The sequence below is a fragment of the Streptomyces sp. SD31 genome (genome assembly GCF_052068475.1).
Classification (GTDB): domain Bacteria; phylum Actinomycetota; class Actinomycetes; order Streptomycetales; family Streptomycetaceae; genus Streptomyces.
This window is the reverse complement of record NZ_JBQHCX010000002.1, coordinates 309,695-331,367: the sequence shown is the minus strand read 5'-3', so window position 1 is coordinate 331,367 and position 21,673 is coordinate 309,695. Positions and strand designations below refer to the sequence as shown.

The 21,673-nt window shown below is 71.5% G+C and carries 18 protein-coding genes; 10 read left to right on the top strand and 8 right to left on the bottom strand.

From position 1 onward, the window contains the following. Positions 1–123: 123 nt before the first annotated feature. From ACTMVF_RS05465 to ACTMVF_RS05455, 3 genes are all read left to right on the top strand, one after another. On the top strand, positions 124–1,056 hold the full coding sequence (locus ACTMVF_RS05465) for a bifunctional helix-turn-helix transcriptional regulator/GNAT family N-acetyltransferase (RefSeq protein WP_441269794.1): 933 nt from the start codon (positions 124–126) through the stop codon (positions 1,054–1,056). 33 nt (positions 1,057–1,089) lie between these two features. Beyond that, positions 1,090–1,890, top strand: coding sequence for a sugar phosphate isomerase/epimerase family protein (locus tag ACTMVF_RS05460; RefSeq protein ID WP_441269793.1), 801 nt, complete (start codon positions 1,090–1,092; stop codon positions 1,888–1,890). Positions 1,891–1,987: 97 nt separating this feature from the next. Then, positions 1,988–3,226 (top strand): MFS transporter, encoded by a 1,239-nt coding sequence (locus ACTMVF_RS05455; RefSeq protein WP_441269792.1) that lies wholly within the window; start codon positions 1,988–1,990, stop codon positions 3,224–3,226. Here ACTMVF_RS05455 and ACTMVF_RS05450 read toward each other — a convergent pair. After that, positions 3,207–3,788, bottom strand: coding sequence for an RBBP9/YdeN family alpha/beta hydrolase (locus ACTMVF_RS05450; RefSeq protein ID WP_441269791.1), 582 nt, complete (start codon positions 3,786–3,788; stop codon positions 3,207–3,209). The genes ACTMVF_RS05455 and ACTMVF_RS05450 overlap by 20 nt on opposite strands. A gap of 612 nt (positions 3,789–4,400) precedes the next feature. Between ACTMVF_RS05450 and ACTMVF_RS05445 the strand changes: the two genes are divergently transcribed. Next, positions 4,401–6,278, top strand: a complete 1,878-nt coding sequence (locus ACTMVF_RS05445) for a glycoside hydrolase family 3 protein (RefSeq protein ID WP_441269790.1) — start codon at positions 4,401–4,403, stop codon at positions 6,276–6,278. A 115-nt stretch (positions 6,279–6,393) separates the two neighbouring features. Beyond that, positions 6,394–7,041, top strand: a complete 648-nt coding sequence (locus ACTMVF_RS05440; RefSeq protein ID WP_441269789.1) for a hypothetical protein — start codon at positions 6,394–6,396, stop codon at positions 7,039–7,041. Between the two features lie 7 nt (positions 7,042–7,048). Here ACTMVF_RS05440 and ACTMVF_RS05435 read toward each other — a convergent pair whose 3' ends face one another. The 4 genes from ACTMVF_RS05435 to ACTMVF_RS05420 form a co-directional block, all read right to left on the bottom strand. Further along, a complete protein-coding gene (locus ACTMVF_RS05435) occupies positions 7,049–7,438 on the bottom strand; it encodes a hypothetical protein (RefSeq protein WP_441269788.1) in 390 nt (129 codons plus the stop codon). Between the two features lie 102 nt (positions 7,439–7,540). Continuing rightward, positions 7,541–11,266, bottom strand: a complete 3,726-nt coding sequence (locus ACTMVF_RS05430; RefSeq protein ID WP_441269787.1) for an ABC transporter ATP-binding protein — start codon at positions 11,264–11,266, stop codon at positions 7,541–7,543. 88 nt (positions 11,267–11,354) lie between these two features. Then, positions 11,355–12,389: an esterase-like activity of phytase family protein gene (locus ACTMVF_RS05425; RefSeq protein ID WP_441269786.1), complete on the bottom strand. Its 1,035-nt coding sequence runs from the start codon at positions 12,387–12,389 to the stop codon at positions 11,355–11,357. Between the two features lie 53 nt (positions 12,390–12,442). Beyond that, the gene (locus ACTMVF_RS05420) at positions 12,443–13,324 is read right to left on the bottom strand and encodes a serine hydrolase (RefSeq protein WP_441269785.1); all 882 of its coding nucleotides are present in this window, start codon (positions 13,322–13,324) and stop codon (positions 12,443–12,445) included. A gap of 61 nt (positions 13,325–13,385) precedes the next feature. Between ACTMVF_RS05420 and ACTMVF_RS05415 the strand changes: the two genes are divergently transcribed. The 3 genes from ACTMVF_RS05415 (at position 13,386) to ACTMVF_RS05405 (ending at position 15,458) form a co-directional block, all read left to right on the top strand. After that, a complete protein-coding gene (locus ACTMVF_RS05415; RefSeq protein WP_441270137.1) occupies positions 13,386–13,877 on the top strand; it encodes a nucleotidyltransferase domain-containing protein in 492 nt (163 codons plus the stop codon). A gap of 411 nt (positions 13,878–14,288) precedes the next feature. Then, on the top strand, positions 14,289–15,089 hold the full coding sequence (locus ACTMVF_RS05410; RefSeq protein ID WP_441269784.1) for an endonuclease I family protein: 801 nt from the start codon (positions 14,289–14,291) through the stop codon (positions 15,087–15,089). A gap of 135 nt (positions 15,090–15,224) precedes the next feature. Then, positions 15,225–15,458, top strand: coding sequence for a hypothetical protein (locus ACTMVF_RS05405; RefSeq protein WP_441269783.1), 234 nt, complete (start codon positions 15,225–15,227; stop codon positions 15,456–15,458). Between the two features lie 4 nt (positions 15,459–15,462). Here ACTMVF_RS05405 and ACTMVF_RS05400 read toward each other — a convergent pair whose 3' ends face one another. Both ACTMVF_RS05400 and speB read right to left on the bottom strand, forming a co-directional pair. Continuing rightward, complete coding sequence (locus ACTMVF_RS05400; protein ID WP_441269782.1) at positions 15,463–17,199, bottom strand: thiamine pyrophosphate-binding protein; 1,737 nt, start codon at positions 17,197–17,199, stop codon at positions 15,463–15,465. Continuing rightward, positions 17,196–18,176, bottom strand: coding sequence for an agmatinase (speB, locus tag ACTMVF_RS05395; RefSeq protein WP_441269781.1), 981 nt, complete (start codon positions 18,174–18,176; stop codon positions 17,196–17,198). Before speB ends, ACTMVF_RS05400 begins: the two co-directional genes overlap by 4 nt. 177 nt (positions 18,177–18,353) lie before the next feature. On the opposite strand from speB, the gene ACTMVF_RS05390 reads away from it, so the two are divergent. Together ACTMVF_RS05390 and ACTMVF_RS05385 are read left to right on the top strand one after the other, a co-directional pair. Then, complete coding sequence (locus tag ACTMVF_RS05390; RefSeq protein ID WP_441269780.1) at positions 18,354–19,823, top strand: PucR family transcriptional regulator ligand-binding domain-containing protein; 1,470 nt, start codon at positions 18,354–18,356, stop codon at positions 19,821–19,823. 74 nt (positions 19,824–19,897) lie between these two features. Then, positions 19,898–20,689 carry a phosphatase gene (locus ACTMVF_RS05385; RefSeq protein ID WP_441269779.1) on the top strand — a complete coding sequence of 264 codons (792 nt, stop codon included), beginning with the start codon at positions 19,898–19,900 and terminating at the stop codon, positions 20,687–20,689. Between the two features lie 69 nt (positions 20,690–20,758). Here the strand turns inward: ACTMVF_RS05385 and tesB are convergent, their stop codons facing one another. Next, entirely contained in the window at positions 20,759–21,634 is an 876-nt protein-coding gene (tesB, locus tag ACTMVF_RS05380) for an acyl-CoA thioesterase II (RefSeq protein WP_441269778.1), read from the bottom strand. Between the last annotated feature and the right edge of the window lie 39 nt (positions 21,635–21,673).

Here is a 21,673-nt window from a genome sequence, read left to right as displayed (position 1 = left end):
TACAGGTGCGTCCACCGGCCCGCCGCCGAGGGGTAGCCGCGGGGACCCGGGCGTTCTAGGCTCGATCCGACGATATCTCTGACTGAGTCAGTAATCCGAGGCAACCATCGGGGGTCGACGATCATGACCGTCCATGACATCCGCGCCTTCAACCGCTTCTACACGAACGTCATCGGCGCCCTCGACTACAGCCGCCACCTCTACGCCCCGTACACCCTCACCGAGTCCCGCGTCCTGTACGAGCTCGCGCACTCCCCGCGCACCGACGCGGCCGATCTGCGGGCCGAACTCTCCCTGGACGCCGGGTACTTGAGCCGGATCCTGAACAAGTTCGAGCAGGACGGGCTGATCGAGCGCACGACCTCCCGGGAGGACCCCCGGCGCCGTCGCGTCACGCTCACCGCGCGCGGCCGGGAGACCGGCAAGCTGCTGGAGGAGCGGGCGACCGAGTCGGTCGGCTCGCTGCTGTCGACCGTGCCGGCCGCCGAACGACCGCGCCTCGCCGAGGCCATGACGACCGTCCGTACGATCCTGTCCCACGGCCGCCCTCCCCGCCGCGAGGACGTCCTGCTGCGCGAGCCCGGCCCCGGCGATCTCGGCTGGATCGTGCAGCGCAACGCCGCGCTGTACGCCGCCGAGTACGGCTTCGACGCCGACTACGAGGGGCTGGTGGCGAGGATCGTCGCGGACTTCGCGGAGGACCACGATCCGCATCTGGAGCGGGTGTGGATCGCCGAGCTGGACGGGCGACCCGTGGGCTGCGTGATGTGCGTACGGGACGAGGCGCCCGCCACGGCCCGGCTGCGGCTGCTGCTGGTCGAGCCGGACGCCCGCGGCCTCGGCATCGGAGATCGGCTCGTCACGGCCGTCGTCGACTTCGCCCGCGAGGTCGGCTACCGCGAGCTCGTCCTGTGGACCAACGACGTCCTGGCCGCCGCCCGCCGTATCTACCAGCGCCATGGCTTCGTCCTGGCCGCCGAGAAGCCGCACCGCTCCTTCGGCAAGGACCTCAACGGCCAGGACTGGCGGCTCGATCTGCACGGCACGCAGGAGTGAGGCACCGGGGCGTTTTCTGGCAAGGTGGGATGCATGAAACTGGCGTTCTCCACCCTCGGCGTCCCCGGTCTCCCCCTCCCCGACGTGCTGGGGCTCGCGACCACACACGGCTATCACGGCGTCGAGTTGCGCACGCACCCCGAGGAGCCGGTGCACACCGGCCTGGATGCGGCCCAGCGGGCGAATGTGGCGGTCGAGTTCAAGGCGGCCGGCATCGAGCTGCTCGGCCTCGCCGGGTACGCGCGCGTGGCCGCGCCGGGAGACGACGAGCCCGTGATCGAGGAGATCCGTACCCTCCTCGACCTCGCCCACGACCTCGGCGCCGGCTTCGTCCGCGTCTTCCCCGGCGCCGACCCCGAGCAGAGCCGGGAAGCGGCGGACGCGACGGCCGCGCGGCGCCTCGGTACGGCCGCGGAGTACGCCGCCGACCTGGGCGTACGGATCCTGCTGGAGACCCACGACTCGCACCGCACCGGCGCCGACGCGATCCGCGTCCTCGGCCTGGTCGGCCACCGCCACGTCGGCTCGCTGTGGGACGTCATGCACACCTGGCTGGGCGGCGAGCAGCCCTCCGAGAGCTACGCGGCCCTCGCCCCGTACCTCGGCTACGTCCAGGTCAAGGACATCGCCTCCGCCGACGACACGACCCCGCTCCCGCTCGGCGCCGGGGTGCTGCCGCTCGCCGAGTGCGTGGAGGTGCTCTCCCGGCACGGCTGGGACGGCTGGCTGTGCTGGGAGTACGAGAAGCGGTGGTACGAGAACGCCGCGCCGCTCGACGGACTGCTGGCCGCCGGCCGCGAACACCTCTCGCGGCTGCTGAACGAGTCGGCCTAGGGCCTGTCGGTGCCGGTAATTCGGTGGCCCGGCACGAGGACCGCCGTATAGCGTCCCCCCTCGTGCCCGAATCCATCCCGCGCCCCGCCATGCCCTCATGAGCCTCGCCCGTACGTTGATGGACGTACGGCCGCTGCGTACCTCCCCGGTCTTCCGGCGGCTGCTGATCGGGCGGACGGTGTCCGTGCTCGGCAGCTTCATGACCATGGTGACCGTCCTGTTCCAGGTCTGGGACATGACGCACAGCGCGGTCTGGAGCGGTGCGGTCGGTCTGGCGCAGGCGCTGCCCATGGTGGGTGTGGGTCTGTTCGCCGGGTCGTGGGTGGACCGGGGCGACCGGCGGCGGATCTTCCTGGTCGCCACCGTCGGGCAGGCGGTCTGTGTGCTGCTCCTCGCGGTGCAGGGCTTCACCGGAGGGGTGCCGGTGGCCGGGATCCTCGCCCTGGTGGCGGCCGGCTCCTGCTTCGGCGCGGTCGGCGGCCCGGCGGCGGGCGTGTTCGTGCCGCGGCTGCTGCCCAAGGAGCAGGTGGCGGCCGGGCTGGCCCTCAACCAGGTCACCGGCCAGGCGATGATGCTGCTCGGCCCGGCGCTGGGCGGGCTGTTCCTCGGCTGGTTCGGCATCGGCGTCTGCTATCTGCTGGACGCTCTGAGCTTTGGCCTCGCCTTCTACGGCGCCTTCGGCCTGCCCGCGCTGCCGCCCGAGGGCGATCCGTCGCGGGCCGGGCTGCACGGCGTCCTGGACGGTCTGCGGTTTCTGGCCGGCAACCGGGTGGTGCGCGGCGCGCTGATCACCGACCTCGCCGCCACGATCCTGTCCATGCCGGTCAGCCTCTTCCCCCTGATCAACGCCGAACGCTTCGGCGGCAACCCGCGCACCCTCGGCCTGTTCCTGTCGGCCGTCGCGGTGGGCGGCGTCACGGCGACGGCTCTGTCGGGCTCGGTCACCCGCCTCGGCCGCCCCGGTCTGGTGATGCTGTGCGGGGCGGGGACGTGGGGCGTGGCGCTGGCGTTGTTCGGCCTGACGACCAGCCCGTGGGTGGGGCTGGGGCTCCTGGTGGTGGCGGGTGCCGCCGACGCCCTGTCGGTTGTCTCGCGCGCCACGATCGTCCAGACCCGCACCCCCGACGCCCTGCTCGGCCGGGTGACGGCCGCCGAGCAGATCGTCGGCCAGGGAGGCCCGCACCTCGGCAATCTGCGCGCCGGCCTGGTCGCCGGCTGGTCCTCCGGCGCGACCGCCCTGGTCACGGGCGGGCTGCTGTGCGTGCTGGCGGTGGCGTACGTCGGTGCGAGCACGCCGGAACTGCGCGGCGGCACGGCTACTCCGGACGGGCCATGAGCGGCGCGGTCGGGTCCAGGCACCACCCCAGTACGGCGGGCCACGGCCCGTAACCGGCGTCCAGGTCGAGGTGGGCGGCGCCGGGGAGGATGTCGGTCGGGAGGGCTAGGGGGTGGCCGTAGAGGGTGTCGGCGCCCTCCTCGCAGTACGGGTCGTCGTCGCCGGCGACCAGGCGGGTGGGGCCGGGGAGGGCGAACTCCAGGGGTGGCGGGGCGAATCGGGCGACCTCCGGGTGGCGGGCGAGCACGGCGCCGGACGGTGGGGCGACGAGCAGCACCCGGTTCACGGCGTCGAGCCCCGGCAGCCCGCGCGCGGCAGCGTGCAGCCACAGCACGGCGGAGAGACTGTGCGCGACGACGACCCGCTCCGACTCGGCATCGAGCGCGCCGAGGTGCCGGGTCAACTCCTCCAGCCAGACCTTGAGTTCGGGGTCGTCGGCGTCGGGCAGCTGGGGGTAGACGACCTGGTGGCCGAGGTCGGTGAGACGGTCGGCGAGCCAGTGCTGCCAGTGGTCCTTGGGGCGGTGGTTCTGCCAGCCGTGGAGGATGAGGTACGCGGTCATGGCTTCGATGGTTTCCGATCACCGCCGTAACGGTCCAGTGGTCTTTCGCCCCCGCCGCCCCTACCCGTCCCATCCTGAAGGGGCTCCGCCCCTTCGACCCCGCTGGGGGCTGCCGCCCCCAGACCCCCGCTTCGGCCTGACGGCCTCGTCCTCAAACTCCCCCAGAGGGGGCACCCCCAGACGGGCTGAGAGGACCGGACCGGCGCCGAGAGGTGACTGGCTCCCGGCCCGAGGCCACGGACCCTCACCCGTTGCCCACAGGTCACGTCGGCCACCGGCTCACCAACTTCGCCGATTCCGGCCACCCCCGGGAACCCAGCCCCACCCCCGCCCGTCCAACCCGCGAGCTGCCGGAGAGTCACCACGGTGCGGTGTCGGCCCTCGCTGCTGGCTGCGATCGCTGACCACCCTCTCCGCCGTACCGCGGCCGGCAGCACGCCGTCATCGGCGCGCCCCCCTCCAACTGCGCCGATGGCGGCCCCTCTTCCTCTCTGCTTCCCGTCCTCTTCCCGTCCTCGGTTACGGCCCGTTCCCTTGACCGGCAGAAACTTCCCGGTTATTGGTGACTTCTCGGAAGTTTCCTTCAGCGCACCACCTCCGGAAGGAGCGCACGTGCCCGACACCAGCACGGGAAGCACAGGAAGCACGGGAAACACCGCGACCCCTTCAAGACGTACGGTCCTCGCCGCCACCGCCGGCGTCACCACCGCCCTGGCCGTCGGCGGCACCGCCCACGCCGGCGCCCCGGACGACAGGAAACTGCGCGCCCTCATCGCCCGGATGACCCTGCCGGAGAAGGTCGGCCAGCTCTTCGTCATGCGGGTCTACGGCCACTCCGCGACCAGCCCCGACCAGGCCGACATCGACGCCAACCTCAAGGAGATCGGCGTCCGCACGGCCGCCGAGCTGATCGCGAAGTACCGCGTGGGCGGCATCATCTACTTCACCTGGGCGCACAACACCCGCGACCCCCATCAGATCGCCGACCTGTCCAACGGCATCCAGAAGGCGTCCCTCACCCAGCCCCGGGGCCTGCCCGTCCTCGTCTCCACCGACCAGGAGCACGGCATCGTCTGCCGCGTCGGCGAGCCCGCCACCCTCTTCCCGGGCGCCATGGCCATCGGTGCGGGCGGCTCGCGCGCCGACGCCCGCACCCTCGGCCGTATCGCCGGTCAGGAACTCAGAGCGCTCGGCATCCGGCAGAACTACTCCCCCGTGGCCGACGTGAACGTCAACCCGGCCAACCCGGTCATCGGCGTCCGCTCCTTCGGTGCCGAACCGGCCTCGGTGGCCGGCATGGTCGCCGCCGAGGTGGCCGGATACCAGCGGTCGCGGCAAGTGGCCGCCACCGCCAAGCACTTCCCGGGCCACGGCGACACCGCCGTCGACAGCCACTACGGCTTCCCGGTCATCACGCACACCCGCGAGCAGTGGGACGAGTTGGACGCACCGCCCTTCCGGGCCGCCGTCCGCGCCGGGATCGACTCGATCATGACCGCGCACATCATGGTCCCGGCCCTCGACGACTCCGGCGACCCGGCCACCCTCTCCCACCCCATCCTCACCGGGATCCTGCGCGAGGAGCTGGGCTACGACGGGGTGGTGGTGACCGACTCCCTCGGCATGGAGGGCGTACGGACGAAGTACGGCGACGACCGCGTCCCCGTCCTCGCGCTCAAGGCGGGCGTGGACCAGCTCCTCAACCCGCCCTCCCTCGACATCGCGTGGAACGCCGTCCTGAGGGCCGTGGAGACCGGCGAGCTGACCGAGGCGCGGCTCGACGAGTCGATCCTGCGGATCCTGCGGCTGAAGGCGAAGCTGCGGCTGTTCGAGGAGCCGTACGTCAGTCAGGGCGGGGTCGAGAAGAACGTCGGCACCGCGTCCCACCTGGCGACCGCCGACCGCATCGCCGAGCGGACGACGACCCTGCTGGTCAACGAGGGGCCGCTGCTCCCCCTCTCCCGCCGCACCCATCCCAAGGTCCTCGTGGTCGGCGCCGACCCGGCCTCCCCGTCCGGTACGACGGGACCACCGACCGGCGTGCTCGCCGCCGCCCTCACCGAACTGGGCTTCACGGCGACCGCCCTGTCCACGGGCACGGCGCCCTCTTCCAGCACCATCGCCCGGGCCGTCGCGGCGGCCCGGGCGGCGGACGCGGTGGTGGTCGGGACGTACAACGTCACGGCGAGCAGTACGCAGAAGACGCTGGTCGAGCAGCTCCTCGCGACAGGGAGGCCGGTGGTCGCGGTCGCGATCCGCAACCCGTACGACGTCGCCCATCTGCCCGCCGTCGCCGCCTACTTGGCCTCGTACTCCTGGACCGACGTCGAGCTGCGGGCGGCCGCGCGGGTGATCGCCGGACGGGTGGCACCGCGCGGGAGGCTGCCGGTGCCGGTGCAGCGGGCGGACGATCCGACGCGGGTGCTGTATCCGATCGGGCACGGATTGTCATACGGGCGCGGCCAGCGACCCGTAGCACTTTGGACGTAGTACCCGTACGCCATATACCGACCCCACTCACCCCTAACCGACTCAAAGGACCCCACATGTCTGGCGTGCGCCCGTGGTCGCGGGCCACGCTGGACGGGGGACCGGGGGGAGTGCGATGCGTGGGAGAAGCACCGTGGGGGTGGGCTGTGCGTTGCTGGGGCTGCTCATCATGCTGTTGACGGGGTGTCAGAGTTCGTCGGGGGCGGCGGCGGAAGAGGACGGGCGGCTCGACAGGACCGCGAGCGAGCAGCAGGTGGCGCCGCATCGGCCCGCCGGATACGGCGCCGTGTTCCTCGGCGTCGACGAGTGCAGTTCCTTCGGGACGTCGAGCTTCACCGAGGTGTCCTGCACCAGTGAGCGGGCGGCGGCGCGGGTCGTGGCGCGGCACGACGGCAAGGTGGACGACGGGCCGCCGTGTCCCGCCACCACGGACTTCGTCCTCCACATCAGCGAACAGAGCCGCTCGTCCGACGAGGACGGCGACGGCGCGATCCCGCAGGGCTACGCCTGCATGCGCAACCTGACGTCGCCCCACCCCGGCGACCCCGGCGGCGGAGGCGGCCCCCGCACCATCGTCGGCGACTGCGTCTACGGCTCCGGCGACGGTCAGGTCCGCGAGACGTCCTGCGACGGCGAGGGGAAGCGGAAGCCGCAGTACAAGGTGACCAAGTCCGTCGGCGAACGGGCCGACTGCCCCCTGTCGACGGCCCTGTACGTCCAACTGGGCGGCGAGAAGCCGGTGGGGTGCGCGCGGCCGGTGTGAGCGCTGATCAGCAGAGGATCCAGCCCTTGCTCACCGAGCCCCTGCCCACCCGCCCCTTCACCCACACACACCGCTGCCCGGCGTGCACCGTCACCGGTCCCGCCCGGTGGCTGTAGTACCACTCGTCGACGACCGCGTTGGCGCGGCGGGCCTGCACGCTGACCATCATCCACTGCTTGCGGCCGGGATCCTTGGGCTTGGTGAGGGCGCAGACGTAGCCGCCCTTCTTGTAGACGTACAGCGTGCCGGTGGAAAACGGGTACGTCCTGACCTTGCGCCCCTCGCAGCGCGTGGGGGCGGCCTGCGCCTCGGCCGGGGCCGCGATCGCGAGCAGTCCGGACGCGGTCAGCAACGCCAGGCCGACCGCCAGTCGTCGGCGTATCGCACCTCTGTCCACAGTGTTGTCCTCCCCGTACACCGGCAATGAGCGTACTGGTGTACGGACGCACGGCGTATGCCGGATGGTTGCACGACCGTCACGCGGACACGTTCACGGGACCTATCGGGGCGCCCCGACCGGCTCCTCCGGCTCGGCCTGCCCCACGAACACCCGCCACAACCGCGCGTACCGCCCACCCCGCGCCAACAACTCCTCGTGCGTGCCGTCCTCGGCGACCCGCCCGTGGTCCATCACCACGACCCGGTCCGCCCGCGCGGCCGTGGTCAGGCGGTGGGCCACGACGAGGGTCGTACGGCGGCCCGCGAGGCGGTCCGTGGCCTGGTTGACCTGGGCCTCCGTGGCCAGGTCCAGCGCGGCCGTCGCCTCGTCGAGGAGCAGGATGTCGGGGTCGACCAGCTCGGCGCGGGCGAGGGCGATCAGCTGGCGTTGCCCGGCGGAGAGGTTGCGGCCGCGCTCGGCGACCTCGTGGAGGTAGCCGCCGTCGAGGGTCGCGATCATCTCGTGGGCGCCCACCGCCCGGGCGGCGGCCTCGACCTCGGCGTCCGTCGCGTCCGGGCGGCCGTACGCGATGGCGTCCCGGACGGTGCCCTGGAAGAGGTAGGCCTCCTGCGGGACGACGCCGAGCCGGTGCCGGTACGACGTGAGGTCCAGGGAGCGCAGGTCCGTGCCGTCGACGGTGACCCGGCCGCCGGTCGGGTCGTAGAAGCGGGCGACCAGCTTCACGAGGGTCGACTTGCCCGCGCCGGTCTCGCCGACGAAGGCGACCGTCTGCCCGGCGGGTATGCGCAGATCGATGCCGCCGAGTGCCTCCTCCTCGTCGCCGTACTTGAAGTGCACGTCCTCGAAGGCGACTTCGCCCCGCAGCGACAGCACCTCCAGCGGCTCGTCGGCCGCCTTCGTCGACGTCGGCTCCTGGAGCAGCTCCTGGATGCGGCCGAGCGAGACCGTGGCCTGCTGGTAGCCGTCGAAGACCTGGGAGAGCTGCTGGACCGGGGCGAAGAACAGGTCGATGTAGAGCAGGTACGCCACCAGCGCACCGGTCGTCAGCGTCGCGGCCTCGATCCGGGCCCCGCCCACGATCAGCACCGCCGCCGCGGCCACCGACGACAGGAACTGCACGAAGGGGAAGTAGATCGAGATCAGCCACTGGCCCCGGATGCGTGCCTCGCGGTAGCTGTCACTGCGCTCGGCGAACCGCGCGCCGCCGTCCCGCTCGCGCCGGAAGGCCTGCACGATCCGCAGCCCGGACACCGACTCCTGGAGGTCGGCGTTGACCACCGACACACGCTCACGGGCGAGTTCGTACGCCTTCACGCTCGCCCGGCGGAAGAAGAACGTCGCGATGATCAGCGGCGGCAGGGTCGCGAAGACGACCAGCGCGAGCTGGAGGTCGATCACCAGCAGGGCGACCATGATGCCGAAGAAGGTGACGACCGAGACGAACGCCGTGACCAGGCCCGTCTGGAGGAAGGTCGACAGCGCGTCGACGTCCGTCGTCATCCTCGTCATGATCCGGCCGGTCAACTCGCGCTCGTAGTAGTCGAGTCCGAGCCGCTGGAGCTGGGCGAAGATCTTCAGACGCAGGGAGTACAGGACGCGTTCGCCGGTGCGCCCGGTCATACGGATCTCACCGACCTGCGCCGCCCACTGGGCGATCACGGTGAGCAGGGCGAGCAGCGAGGCCGCCCACACGGCGCCGAGGGCGACCTGCGTGACGCCCGAGTCGATGCCGTGCCGGATCAGGACCGGCAGCAGCAGTCCCATGCCGGCGTCCACGGCGACGAGGCCGAGGCTGATCAGCAGCGGCAGGCCGAAGCCCCGCAGCAGCCGTTTCAGGCCGTACGACTCCTCCGGCCGCACCGCACGGGCCTCGTCGATGTCGGGGATGTCGGCCGCCGGGGGCAGCGCCTCCACCTGGGCGAGGAGCTCGGGGGTGGCCGGGGACTCCGTCAGCGCCAGGTCCTTGCGCTCGCGGTCGCCGGTCCACAGCCTCGGCGTCACCCCGCGTTCGGCATCGAACTCGGCGTCCAGTTCGTCCCGTACGGAGGTGTCCTCGCGGGGGCAGGCGGGCTGGGCGTGGCCGGGTGAGACGCCGCCGAGTTCGTCGGGGTCGGTGAGGAGGCGGCGGTAGAGGGCGGACCGCTCCTGGAGTTCCTCGTGGGTGCCGATGTCGGCGAGGCGACCGGCGTCGAGGACGGCGATGCGGTCGGCGAGGTTCAGGGTGGAGCGCCGGTGGGCGATCAGCAGCGTCGTCCGGCCCTCCATGACGTGCTTGAGCGCCTCGTGGATCTCGTGCTCGACCCGGGCATCCACCGCCGAGGTCGCGTCGTCCAGGACGAGGAGCCGGGGGTCGGTGAGGATCGCGCGGGCGAGCGCGACGCGCTGGCGCTGGCCGCCGGAGAGGGTGAGGCCGTGCTCGCCGACCTTGGTGTCGTAGCCCTCGGGCAGCTCGGCGATGAAGCGGTCCGCCTGGGCGGCGCGGGCGGCTTTACGGATCTCCTCCTCGGTCGCGTCGGGGCGGCCGTACGCGATGTTGTTGCGGACCGTGTCCGAGAAGAGGAAGGAGTCCTCGGGCACCAGCCCGATCGCGGCCCGCAGCGAGTCGAAGGTCAGCTCGCGGACATCGTGGCCGCCGACGAGGACGGCGCCGCGCGTCACGTCGTAGAAGCGCGGGAGGAGGAGGGAGACGGTGGACTTGCCGGAGCCGGAGGAGCCGACGACGGCGAGGGTCTCGCCGGGCTGGATCTCGAAGGAGAGCCCGTCGAGGACGGGCCTGCCGGAGGCGCCGTCGTATCCGAACGAGACGTCGTCGAACTCGACGGTCGCGGGGGCGTCGGCGGGCAGCGTCTTGGTGCCGTCCTTGATCGACGGCTCGGTGTCGATCAGTTCGAGGACGCGCTCGGTGCCCGCGCGGGCCTGCTGCCCGACCGTGAGGACCATGGCGAGCATCCGGACCGGCCCGACCAGCTGGGCGAGATAGGTGGAGAAGGCGACGAACGTGCCCAGGGTGATGTGCCCGCGGACCGCCAGCCACCCGCCGACGGCGAGCATGGCGACCTGGCCGAGCGCCGGCACGGCCTGGAGCGCCGGGGTGTACCTGGAGTTGAACCGGATGGTGCGCAGCCGCCCCGCGAAGAGCCGCCGGCTGACCTCCCTGAGCTTTCCGGTCTCCTGCTCCTCCTGACCGAACCCCTTCACCACGCGTACGCCGCTGACGGCCCCGTCGACCACGCCCGCGACGGCCGCGGCCTGGGCCTGGGCGTACCAGGTGGCCGGGTGCAGCTTGGTGCGGCTGCGCCCCGCGATCCACCACAGGGCGGGTGCCACGGCGAGGGCGACCAGGGTGAGCGGGACGGACAGCCAGGCCATCACGACCAGGGATATCAGGAAGAGCGCGAAGTTCCCGATGGTCATCGGGAGCATGAAGAGCAGGCCTTGGATCAGCTGAAGGTCACTGGTGGCCCGTCCGACGACCTGCCCGGTGGACAGCTCGTCCTGGCGCCGCCCGTCGAGCCGGGTGATCGTCCCGAACATCTCCGTGCGCAGATCGTGCTGGACGTCGAGGGCGAGGCGGCCGCCGTAGTAGCGGCGGATGTAGGTGAGGACGTAGACGACGAGCGCGGCCGCGATCAGCAGCCCCGCCCAGACGGCCATGCTGCGACTGTGGTCGCCGATGACGTCGTCGATGATCACCTTGGTGATCAGCGGGACGATCGCCATCACGGCCATACCGGCGAGCGAGGAGCCGAGGGCGAGGATCACATCCTTGGGGTAGCGCCACGCGTAGCCCCACAGTCGTCTCGCCCACCCCTGCTGCGCTGCCACGCCGGTGCCCTCCGTTCGCCCTGATCTACCGGAAGGCACCAACACGGACAGAGGCGAATTTCATCCCGCTGTAACGATCTGCGACCGATCAGATACGGACACGCAGGGAGTAGAACCGTGTGGTCTGTACGGCGTTCTGGTTGTCGTCGCTGACCAGGAGCACCTTCAGACGAGCGTTCGTACGGCCCGTGATCGTCATCCCCTCGATGTTGTCGAGGAGCGGGTTCGGCTGGGGCTGCTTGGCCGTGGCGCCCAGGGACGGGCACGCGGCGATGTCCGCGAGGAGGGTCTTCTTGATCAGCCGTACGCCGTCCTGACCCGTGGGGTCCGTGAGGTTCTCGACGCCGCTCGTGTCCGTCGCGCGGCGCGGGTCGGCCAGGTAGAGGCGGACCGTGTTGCCGACACCGGAGGTGAAGCCGCGCTCCAGGACGAGGAGGCGCCCGTCGGGGGTCGCCTGGACCTCGGGGACGCCGAGACCGGTGTCGGTGCGGTAGGCGTACTGGGCGCCGAGCTCGAAGTGGCCGCCCGCCGTCCGGGTCCGCTGCCAGGTCTGGAAGCGGACGAGGCCGGCGCTGTCGCCGTTCAGCGCGTACTCCATCGACGCGAGCAGGGTGCGGCCGCCGGGGAGCAGGGTCAGCCCCTCGAAGGTGCCGTTGGAGACGGCGCGGCCCGCCGGGGCGACCAACAGCTCGTCCGGCACGGGGAGGCGGTCGAGGATCTTGCCGTCGCGGGAGTAGCGGCGTACGGAGGGCTCGGTCTCGGACGCGATCAACCGCGTCCCGTCCCGGTCGACGACGAGGCCCTCGGAGTCGAGGGCGGCACCGCTCTCGTCGGCGAGCGGGACGACGGCCCGCGGCGCGAGCGTCTCCCGGTCGAGGCCGAAGAGGGCCGAGCGGTCGGAGACGGCGGCGAGCGAACCGTCGCGGTCGACGGCGAGCGCGGAGAAGTTGCCGACGAAGGTGCCCTCGTAGGTCGTCTTGTCGAGCGCGTCGGAGAAGCGGTCGATGGAGACGGAGGGCGAACAGGCGTTGCTCTGCCCGGCGTGGGCGGGCCCGGCGGCAGACAGGCAGGTGGCCGCCGCCAGGGACGCGGTGACGGTCGCGAGGACGGTTCTCAGGCGCATGGACGTCACCGTAGGACGACACGGTGACGGACGGGAGGCTGCCACGTGAAACGTCAGCTTGCCGCCAGGTCCCGGTGGATGACCTTGGCGACGCCCTGGATGGTCGCGATGCCGTAGTTCATGGTGCTGTTGCCGTGCGTGAGGACCGTGATCATGTAGTCGTGGCCGCCGCCCTTGAAGGCGCCGACACTGTGCACCCGCCAGCCGTGCGTGGACCGTGACAGCCAGCCGTTCTTGACGGCCACGGTGACACCGGACGGCACTCCGTACGGAGTCCCCCAGCGCTGCGAGGAGATGACCTGGCCCATCAGCTTCAGGATGTAGGCGCGGGCGTTGTCGCTGAGCACCGTGTTCTTGGCGGTGATGAGCTTGAGCAGCTTCTGCTCGTCCGTGACGGTGATCTGGGTCAGGCCCCAGTAGCCGTTCGCGCCGGGCTTGGTCTGGGTCATACCGGCGGCCGTGAGGAAGCCCTTGATCTTCGTCAGACCGAGCTGCTTCCAGAGCGTGCTGGTCGCCGCGTTGTCCGACTTGGTGATCATGGCCTTGGCGAGGGACACCTCACGGTCGGTGAGATACCGGTTGTGCTTCTTCGCGTCCCACAGCAGCGCGGCGAGGACGGTGACCTTGACGACGCTGGCGGAGTCGTAGGCACTGGAAGCCCTGAGCGCGCAGGTGGTGTTCGTGGAACGGTCGTACAGGCCGACCGCGATGGTCCCCCTGCGGTTGGCCAGGGCGGCGGTGATGTCCCTCTTCAGCTTGTCGGCCAGTCCGGCCTTGGCGGACGTGCAGCTGACGGTGGGTGCAGCCGCCGCGGCGGCGGGGGTGGCGGCCGCGACGCCTGTTATGAGCACGCCGGTGCCGATGCCTGCCGCGACGAGCGCTCTGGCCCGCCTGGAAACGTTTTTCGACTTCTCGTTCGATGTCCCGTGAGTCATGCCCCTGTTGACTCTCGAGGCCGAGTGAAAGGTTGTACGCGCGTGGCAGGTTGTGAGGATGATGACTCCTGACGACGTATTGACCGTACTGACCTTGCTGCGCGAGGCGAGGACCGACATCTGGATCGGCGGCGGCTGGGGCATCGACGCCCTGCTCGGCGAGCAGACCCGTGACCACCGGGACCTGGACCTGATGCACCGCCAGGAACAGGAGGCGACGGTGGTGGCGGCCCTGGCGGACGCGGGTTTCGCGGAGACCGTGGACTGGCGTCCCGTCCGTTTCGTGGTCACGGCGCCGGACGGCCGGGAGATCGATCTGCATCCGCTGGTCTTCGCCGAGGACGGCTCGGCGGTGCAGGCGTCACTGGAGCCGTCGCGGCCGTTCGTCTACCCCGCGTCGGCCTTCATGACCGGCAGCATCGGCGGCGCTCCGGTCCCATGCCTGTCCGCCGAGCAACAGGTCCACTTCCACCAGGGCTACGAGCCGTCGGACCGTGACCGGCACGACATGGCTCAGTTGCGGCGGGTATTCGGGATCGCCACGCACTTCTGATCCTGGTCGGGCTCGTCGCAGGGAGGTACGGGGAGACGCGCGCCCCGGCTCTCCGCGATCCGACGGACATCGCAGCCGCGAGCCCGTCATCTCCAGTCCTCCGACTCGGGTTTCTCGTCGTCCTCGTCGTCGTCTTCCTCGTCGCAGAGCAACCAGTCGACCATCTACCGCCTGGACCCGTCCGACGTCAGCTGACCCCGACCGGCTCCGCACCCAACGGCCCCCGACCTCCCGTCGGGGGCCGTTCCGCACTCCCGGCTCACCCACAGCCACGTCAACTCGCGTAGACAAGCCCCGATTTGCCGTTTCCCGTCACCCAATAGACACGTGCAAGCCCTCGACACCACCGCATGTCCATGCCACTCTCCCGTTTGCCGCCTCCATTCAACCCGCGTAGATGGGACACCCCACATGCTGGCGACACGCACACGCCCCCGCTGGAAGACAGTGGCGCTGACGACGGCCGCCGTCCTGGTCGCCGTCACCCCGGCGCTGACGGCGACCCCGGCCGCCGCGACGACGACCGAGTACGACAACACGTACTACGCCGACGCGATCGGCAAGTCCGGCACGGCCCTGAAGGACTCGCTGCACACGATCATCAGCGACCAGACGACGATCTCGTACTCGGCCGTCTGGAACGCCCTGAAGGTCACCGACCAGGACCCGAACAACAGCAGCAATGTGAAGCTGCTCTACTCGGGCATCTCCCGCAGCAAGTCCCTCAACGGCGGCAGCACCGGCAACTGGAACCGCGAGCACGTGTGGGCCCAGTCCCACGGCGACTTCGGCACCTCGGCAGGCCCGGGCACCGACCTGCACCATCTGCGCCCCGAGGACGTGCAGGTCAACAGCATCCGTGGCAACAAGGACTTCGACAACGGCGGCAGCAGCTTCACCAACTCCGGTGGCAGCCTGACCGACTCCAACTCCTTCGAGCCCCGTGACGCCGTCAAGGGCGACGTGGCCCGCATGATCCTCTACATGGCCGTCCGCTACGAGGGCGACGACAGCTGGCCCGACCTGGAGGCCAACGACTCCATCAACGGCAGCGTCCCCTACCACGGCCGGCTCTCGGTCCTGAAGCAGTGGAACGACGAGGACCCGCCGGACGCCTTCGAAGAGCGCCGCAACGAGGTCATCTACGACAGCTATCAGGGCAACCGCAACCCGTTCATCGACCACCCGGAGTGGGTCGAGGCGATCTGGTAGGCGACCGGACCCTGTTCAGTCGCCGTAGCCGCGAGTCGCCGTAGCCGCGCCAGGGGCCTCGTCAGCTCCTGGCGCGCTCGGTCACCACCTGTACAGCGGAATGACCTGCGCCGATCCGATGCCGTTGACCCGGCTATGAAGAAGATCAGCGCGCTCGCCGCGCTCACCATGGCAGGCCTCCTCCTCGCCACCCCGGCCCACGCCGACGACGGCAACCGGGGCCGTATCAACATCGCCGGCTACTCCACCGGCCACCTCTGCCGGCAGGCACTCGCGTTCATCCCGGCAGCCGTACCGTGGACCGGCCCCGCGGTGGACGACGCCTGCTACGACCGCGACCACGTCTACGACGCGCGCGACGGCCGCTGAGGCATCACCTCGTGAGGTGCGTGGGCGCGAACATCCGCAGCACCGCCGGGAGTACGACCACCGACGGCCCGGGCTCGGACAGCGCCTTCGCCAGATCCGCCTCCAGCGTCTCCGGGGTCGTACGGACCCCGGGGACGCCGAACGACTCGGCCAACGCCACGTAGTCCGGCCGCGTCAGCTCCGTCGCCGCCGCCGTCGCCTGCCCGAACGCGTCCGTCATGTACTCGCGCAGGATGCCGTAGCCGCCGTCGTCGACGATGAGCCAGGTGACGTTCAGGTCGTACTGGCGGGCCGTCGCGAGCTCGGCGATCGAGTACAGGGCCCCTCCGTCGCCGGACACCGCGAGCACCGGGCGGGTCGGATCCGCGACCGCCGCGCCGAGGGCCGCCGGGAAGCCGTAGCCGAGGCCGCCGGCGCCCTGGGCGGAGTGCATGTGGTTGGGGCCCTTGGCATCGAAGGCCGACCAGGCCCAGTAGGCCAGGATCGTCATGTCCCAGAAGGACGGGGAGTCGGCGGGGAGGGCACGGCGTACGGACGTCAACACCGCCTGCTCCAGGGTGAGTTCCTGGGCGGCGATGCGGTCGGCGATCTTCGCGAGGACCTCACGGACGCGCTCCGGCGCCGACGGGTACGCCCGGCCGCCCTCCCTGCCGTCCTCCCGCTCCGTCACCGTCTCCCGCTCCGTCACCGTCTCCAGCAACGCCTGCAACGCAAGCCGCGCATCCGCGTGGATGCCCAGCGCGGGGTGGTTGGACTCCAGCTTGCCGAGGTCGGCCTCGATCTGGATGACCCGGCCGCGCGGCTTGAACGTGTGGTAGTTCGAGGAGAGTTCACCGAGGCCCGAGCCGACGACGAGGAGTACGTCGGCGTCCTCCAGGAAGTCCGTGGTGTGCCGGTCCTCGATCCATGACTGGAGGGACAGGGGGTGCTTCCAGGGGAACGCCCCCTTGCCGCCGGGGGTGGTGACGACCGGTGCCTGGAGCGTCTCCGCCAGCCGGCGGAGCTTCTTCGAGGCGTCCGCCCGTACCACTCCCCCGCCCGCGATGATCGCCGGGCGGGCGGCTCGGGACAGCAAGTCGGCGGCCACCGCCGTCAGTTCGGGGCGCGGCGGCAGCTCCTCGGGGAAGGCGTCGCCGCCCGTCACCACCGGGATCGACGTCTCGGCCAGCAGTACGTCCTGCGGGATCTCCACCCACACCGGGCCGTGCGGCGCCGTCAGCGCCGACTTCCAGGCCGCCTCGATGGCGGAGGGGATCTGGGACTGGGTGCGGACCGTGTGGACGGACTTCACCACGCCCCTGAACGACGCCGCCTGGTCCGGGAGTTCGTGCAGATACCCATGCCTCCCACCACCCAGTCCCGCCGTCGGGATCTGGCTGCTGATCGCCAGCACGGGGGCCGACGCCGCGGCCGCCTCCTGCAGCGCCGCCAGCGAGGTCAGCGCCCCCGGGCCCGTCGACAGCAGCAGCGGGGCCGCCTCGCCCGTGATCCGGCCGTACGCGTCCGCCGCGAACCCGGCGTTGTTCTCCACCCGCAGCCCGATGTACCGCAGATCGGACCGCCGTAGCGCGTCGAACATGCCCAGCGCGTGCTGGCCGGGCAGCCCGAACACCGTCGTCGCGCCGAGTCCGGCCAGCGTCTCCACGACCAGGTCTCCGCCGTTTCGGCCGGCGGGAGGATTCAGCGCGGCTGCGATCTGCGCCTGCGTCGGGCGGAGTACCAGGTCGTGGTCGTGGGTCACTTGCCGTCGTTCTCCTTACGGGCCGCCGCGATCTGGCGGGACATGATCGTGGTCAGTTCGTACGCCGTGTGGGACGCGGCCACCGACGTGATCTCGGCGTGATCGTACGCGGGCGCCACCTCGACGACATCCGCCGAGACCAGGTTGCAGGACGCGAGGCCGCGCAGGATCTCCAGCAGCTCGCGCGAGGTCATGCCGCCCGCCTCGGGGGTGCCGGTGCCGGGGGCGTGCGCCGGGTCGAGGCAGTCGATGTCGATGGAGATGTAGAGGGGCCGGTCGCCGATGCGCTGGCGCAGCTGGTCGGCCACCTCGTCGGCGCCGCGGCGGTAGACGTCCGCCGACGTGACGATGCCGAAGCCCATCTTCTCGTCGTCGGTCAGGTCCTGCTTGCCGTACAGCGGACCGCGGATGCCGACGTGGGAGAGCGCCTCGGTGTCGAGGATGCCCTCCTCCACCGCACGGCGGAACGGGGTGCCGTGCGTGTACTCGGCGCCGAAGTACGTGTCCCAGGTGTCGAGGTGGGCGTCGAAGTGGAGCAGGGCGACCGGGCCGTGCTTCTTGGCGACCGAGCGGAGCAGCGGGAGGGCGATGGTGTGGTCGCCGCCCAGGGTCATCAGACGGGCGCCGGTGCCGAGCAGGTCGTCGGCGGCGGCCTCGACGGTCTCGACGGCCTCGTTGATGTTGAACGGGTTCACCGCGATGTCGCCGCCGTCCGCCACCTGCGCCAGCGCGAAGGGCGAGGCGTCCTGCGCCGGGTTGTACGGGCGCAGCAACCGGGAGGCCTCACGGATCGCGTTGCCGCCGAAGCGGGCACCCGGCCGGTACGAGACTCCCGAATCGAACGGCACGCCGACCACGGCCACGTCGGCGCGGCCGACCTCGTCGAGGCGGGGCAGCCGGGCGAAGGTCGCGGGTCCGGCGTAGCGCGGAATGCGGGAGGAGTCGACGGGGCCGCGGGGCGTCTCGTTGCCAGTCACTGTGGAATGCCTTCTTTTCTACGCTTCATCGCGTATGCGAGTTCTATGCCTACGACTGTACGGGGGAGCCGACACCGGTTCCGATGCCGGTTCGGGAGCCAACCTAGGTGCCCGGAAGGCGGCTGCGAAGTGTACGTTTCATCCATCCCGGGATGACTGGATGGAGGGAACGCACATATGCCGGAGCCGACCGTTCCCCCGACCCCGCCGGTACCGCTCTCGGCCCTCCTGGCCCGCGAGGACCTTGGCCTGCGCCGGATCGCGGGGCCGACGGACGCGGACCCGGTGATCCACTGGGCCCACACCTCGGAGATGGCCGACCCGTACCCCTACCTTCTGGGCGGCGAGCTGCTGCTGACGGCGGGCGTGCACATCCCCGAGGCGGCGGGCTCCGGCACGTACTTCGACGACTACGTGTCCAGGATCGTGGCGGCGGGCGGCGCGGCGCTCGGCTTCGGGCTCGCCCCCGTGCACGACACGGTGCCGCGCGCCCTGGTGGCGGCGTGCGACGCGTACGGCCTCCCGCTGGTGGAGGTGCCGCCCCGGACGACGTTCTCGGTCGTGGCCCGCGCGGTCTGGCAGCTCATGGCCCAGGCCCGGCACACCGAACTGCGCCGTGTGACGGAGGCCCAGCAGAGCCTGGCCGCGGCGGCCTCGCGCCCGGATCCGGTACGGGCGGTCCTGCGGCAGCTGGCTCAGCGGGTGGGGGGCTGGGCGGTGCTGTACGGGCCGGAGGGGGCGGTGGTCGCGGCGACGGGGCGGGAGCTGCGGGAGGCGGCACGCGGGTCGCTGGCCGAGCTCGCGGAGGTCGTACGTCCCGCGGGTCCGGGGACGACGCCCGCCTCCGCCACCGACACCGCCTCCGGCGCCCACCTCGCCGCCTACGCCCTCGGCGCCGAGCAGGGCTTCGTCCTCGGCGTCGCCGCCCCGCGCCGCGACCCCGGCGACCACACCATCGCCTCCGTCGCCGCCGTGCTCCTGTCCCTGCTCACCGGCGAGCAGCAGAGCGGCTCGGGGGCGGCCCGCTCGTCGGCGCTCGTACGGCTGCTGCTGGGCGCCGAGCCGCAGACGGTGGCCCCGCTGCTGGGCGCCGACCGGTGGCTCGTGGTCCACGGCCGCCCCGACACCCAGCCCTGCGACCCGGTGGCGGCCTCGGCGCTGGGCGCGGCGCTCGGCTCCCCACTGGTCGACCTGGCGCGGGACGTCGTACGCGTCCTCGTCCCGGCGGACCGCGAACCGTCCCCGCTGCCCGGCTGGACCCTGGGCGTCAGCGGCCCCGCGGCCCCGCAGGACTGGCCGACGGCCGACACGCAGGCGGCCCGTGCCCTGTCCCGGGCGAGGGCCACCCGCACGCCCCTGTTCCGGCACGGCACCCACCGCCCGGCCCTGGCCGACCTGCTCTCGCCCGACGAGGCGCAGGCCCACGCCCGCGCCCTCCTCGCGCCCCTCACCGCGCCCCACATTGAGACGCTGCGCACCTGGCTCTCCCTGCACGGCAGTTGGGACCGCACGGCCGTCGCCCTGTCCGTGCACCGCAACACCGTCCGGCAACGGATCGCCCGTTGCGCGGCGCTTCTCGGCACGGACCTGGACGACCCGGACGTACGGATGGAACTCTGGTTCGCCCTGCGGCACATCGAGCGGTGATCCGCACAGTGACCCGCGTCGCACGCGCACCGGAGGCGGGCGTTCCCACAGTTGTCTGCCTCACAATGGGGACCATGCCGATACCCGGGACACCCAGCCGCGCCGAGCTCGTCGACCACCTCGTCAGAACCCGTATCGCGGGCGATGTCGCGACGCCCCGCGAGAACAACCTCTCCCACTACCGCCAACTGGCGAACGGCAACCGCCACTACTGGCTCGGCCTGGAACTCGGCGACCGCTGGACGGACGAGCAGGACGTCCTCGCGGTGATGGCGGAGCGCGTCGGGGTGAACGACGACGCGGAGCACCGCCACGGCCAGGACACCATCGACCCCGAGCTGACGGTGGCCGCGCTGGAGCGCATGGCGGGCCGTCTGCGCAAGGCGGCGGAGGGCCGGCAGCGGGTGCTGTTCGCGACCGGCCACCCGGGCGGCCTGCTGGACGTCCACCACGCGACGGCGGCGGCGTTGCGCGCGGCGGGCTGCGAGATCGTCGTCATCCCGGAGGGCCTGCAGACGGACGAGGGCTACGTCATGCAGTTCGCCGACGTGGCGGTCCTGGAACACGGCGCCACCCTGTGGCACACCCACTCCGGCGAGCCGATGAAGGCCATCCTGACGGGACTCGAGCGCGAGGGACGCCCGCTGCCGGACCTGGTGGTCGCCGACCACGGCTGGGCGGGGTACGCCGGGCAGCACGGGGTCGACTCCGTCGGGTACGCGGACTGCAACGACCCGGCGCTGTTCCTCGCGGAGGCCGAGGGGACGGTACAGGTGGCGGTCCCGCTGGACGACCATGTGGTGAGCCCGCGCCACTACGACCCGATGACGGCGTATCTGCTGCGTGAGGCGGGCCTGGTCGAGTAAGGGGTTGCACTTGACCGCGTTGGAATCTTGGCGAACAAGTGGTGGTCCGGCCCCGGGCTCAGCGAGCCGTCACCGCGGTATGCGGACCACGCCCTCCTGGATCACCGACACCGCCAACTGCCCGTCCTGCGTGTAGATGCGGGCCTGTCCGAGGCCGCGCCCGCCGTGCGCCGACGGCGACTCCTGGTCGTACAGCAGCCATTCGTCCGCCCGGAACGGCCGGTGGAACCACATCGCGTGGTCCAGTGAGGCGCCGACCACGTCCCCGACGGCCCAGCCGCCCCGTCCGTGCGCCAGCAGCACCGAGTCGAGGAGGGTCATGTCCGAGACGTACGTGGCGAGTACGACGTGCAGGAGCGGGTCGTCGACGGCGCCGTCCAGCTTGCCGTTGGTGCGGAACCAGACCTGGGAGTGCGGTTCGCGGGGCTCGCCGAATTTGCCGTACGGCGGCTCGTCGACGTAGCGCAGGTCGACCGACTGGCGGGCCTCCAGGAACCTCTCCACCACCACCGGGTCGAGATGGTCGTAGTCGCGCAGCCGTTCCTGGGAGGTGGGAAGCGTCTCCGGGTCGGGTGCGGGCGGCATGACGGCCTGGTGGTCCATCCCCTCCTCGTGGACCTGGAAGGAGGCCGACAGGGCGAAGATCGGCTTGCCGTGCTGGACGGCGACGACGCGGCGGGTGGTGAAGGAGCGGCCGTCGCGCATGCGCTCCACGTTGTAGACGATGGGCGCGCCCGGGTCGCCCATGCGCAGGAAGTACGCGTGGAGGGAGTGGGCGTGGCGGTCCTCGGGGACCGTGCGCCCGGCGGCGACCAGCGCCTGGGCCGCGACCTGACCGCCGAAGACGCGCGGGACGACGGCGGAGCGGGACTGGCCGCGGAAGATGTTCTCCTCGATCTGCTCCAGGTCGAGCAGATCGAGGAGACCCTGTAGTGCCTGGTTCATGGCACCTTTTCTACTGACTGGTAATTTCGCGGGCCTTAC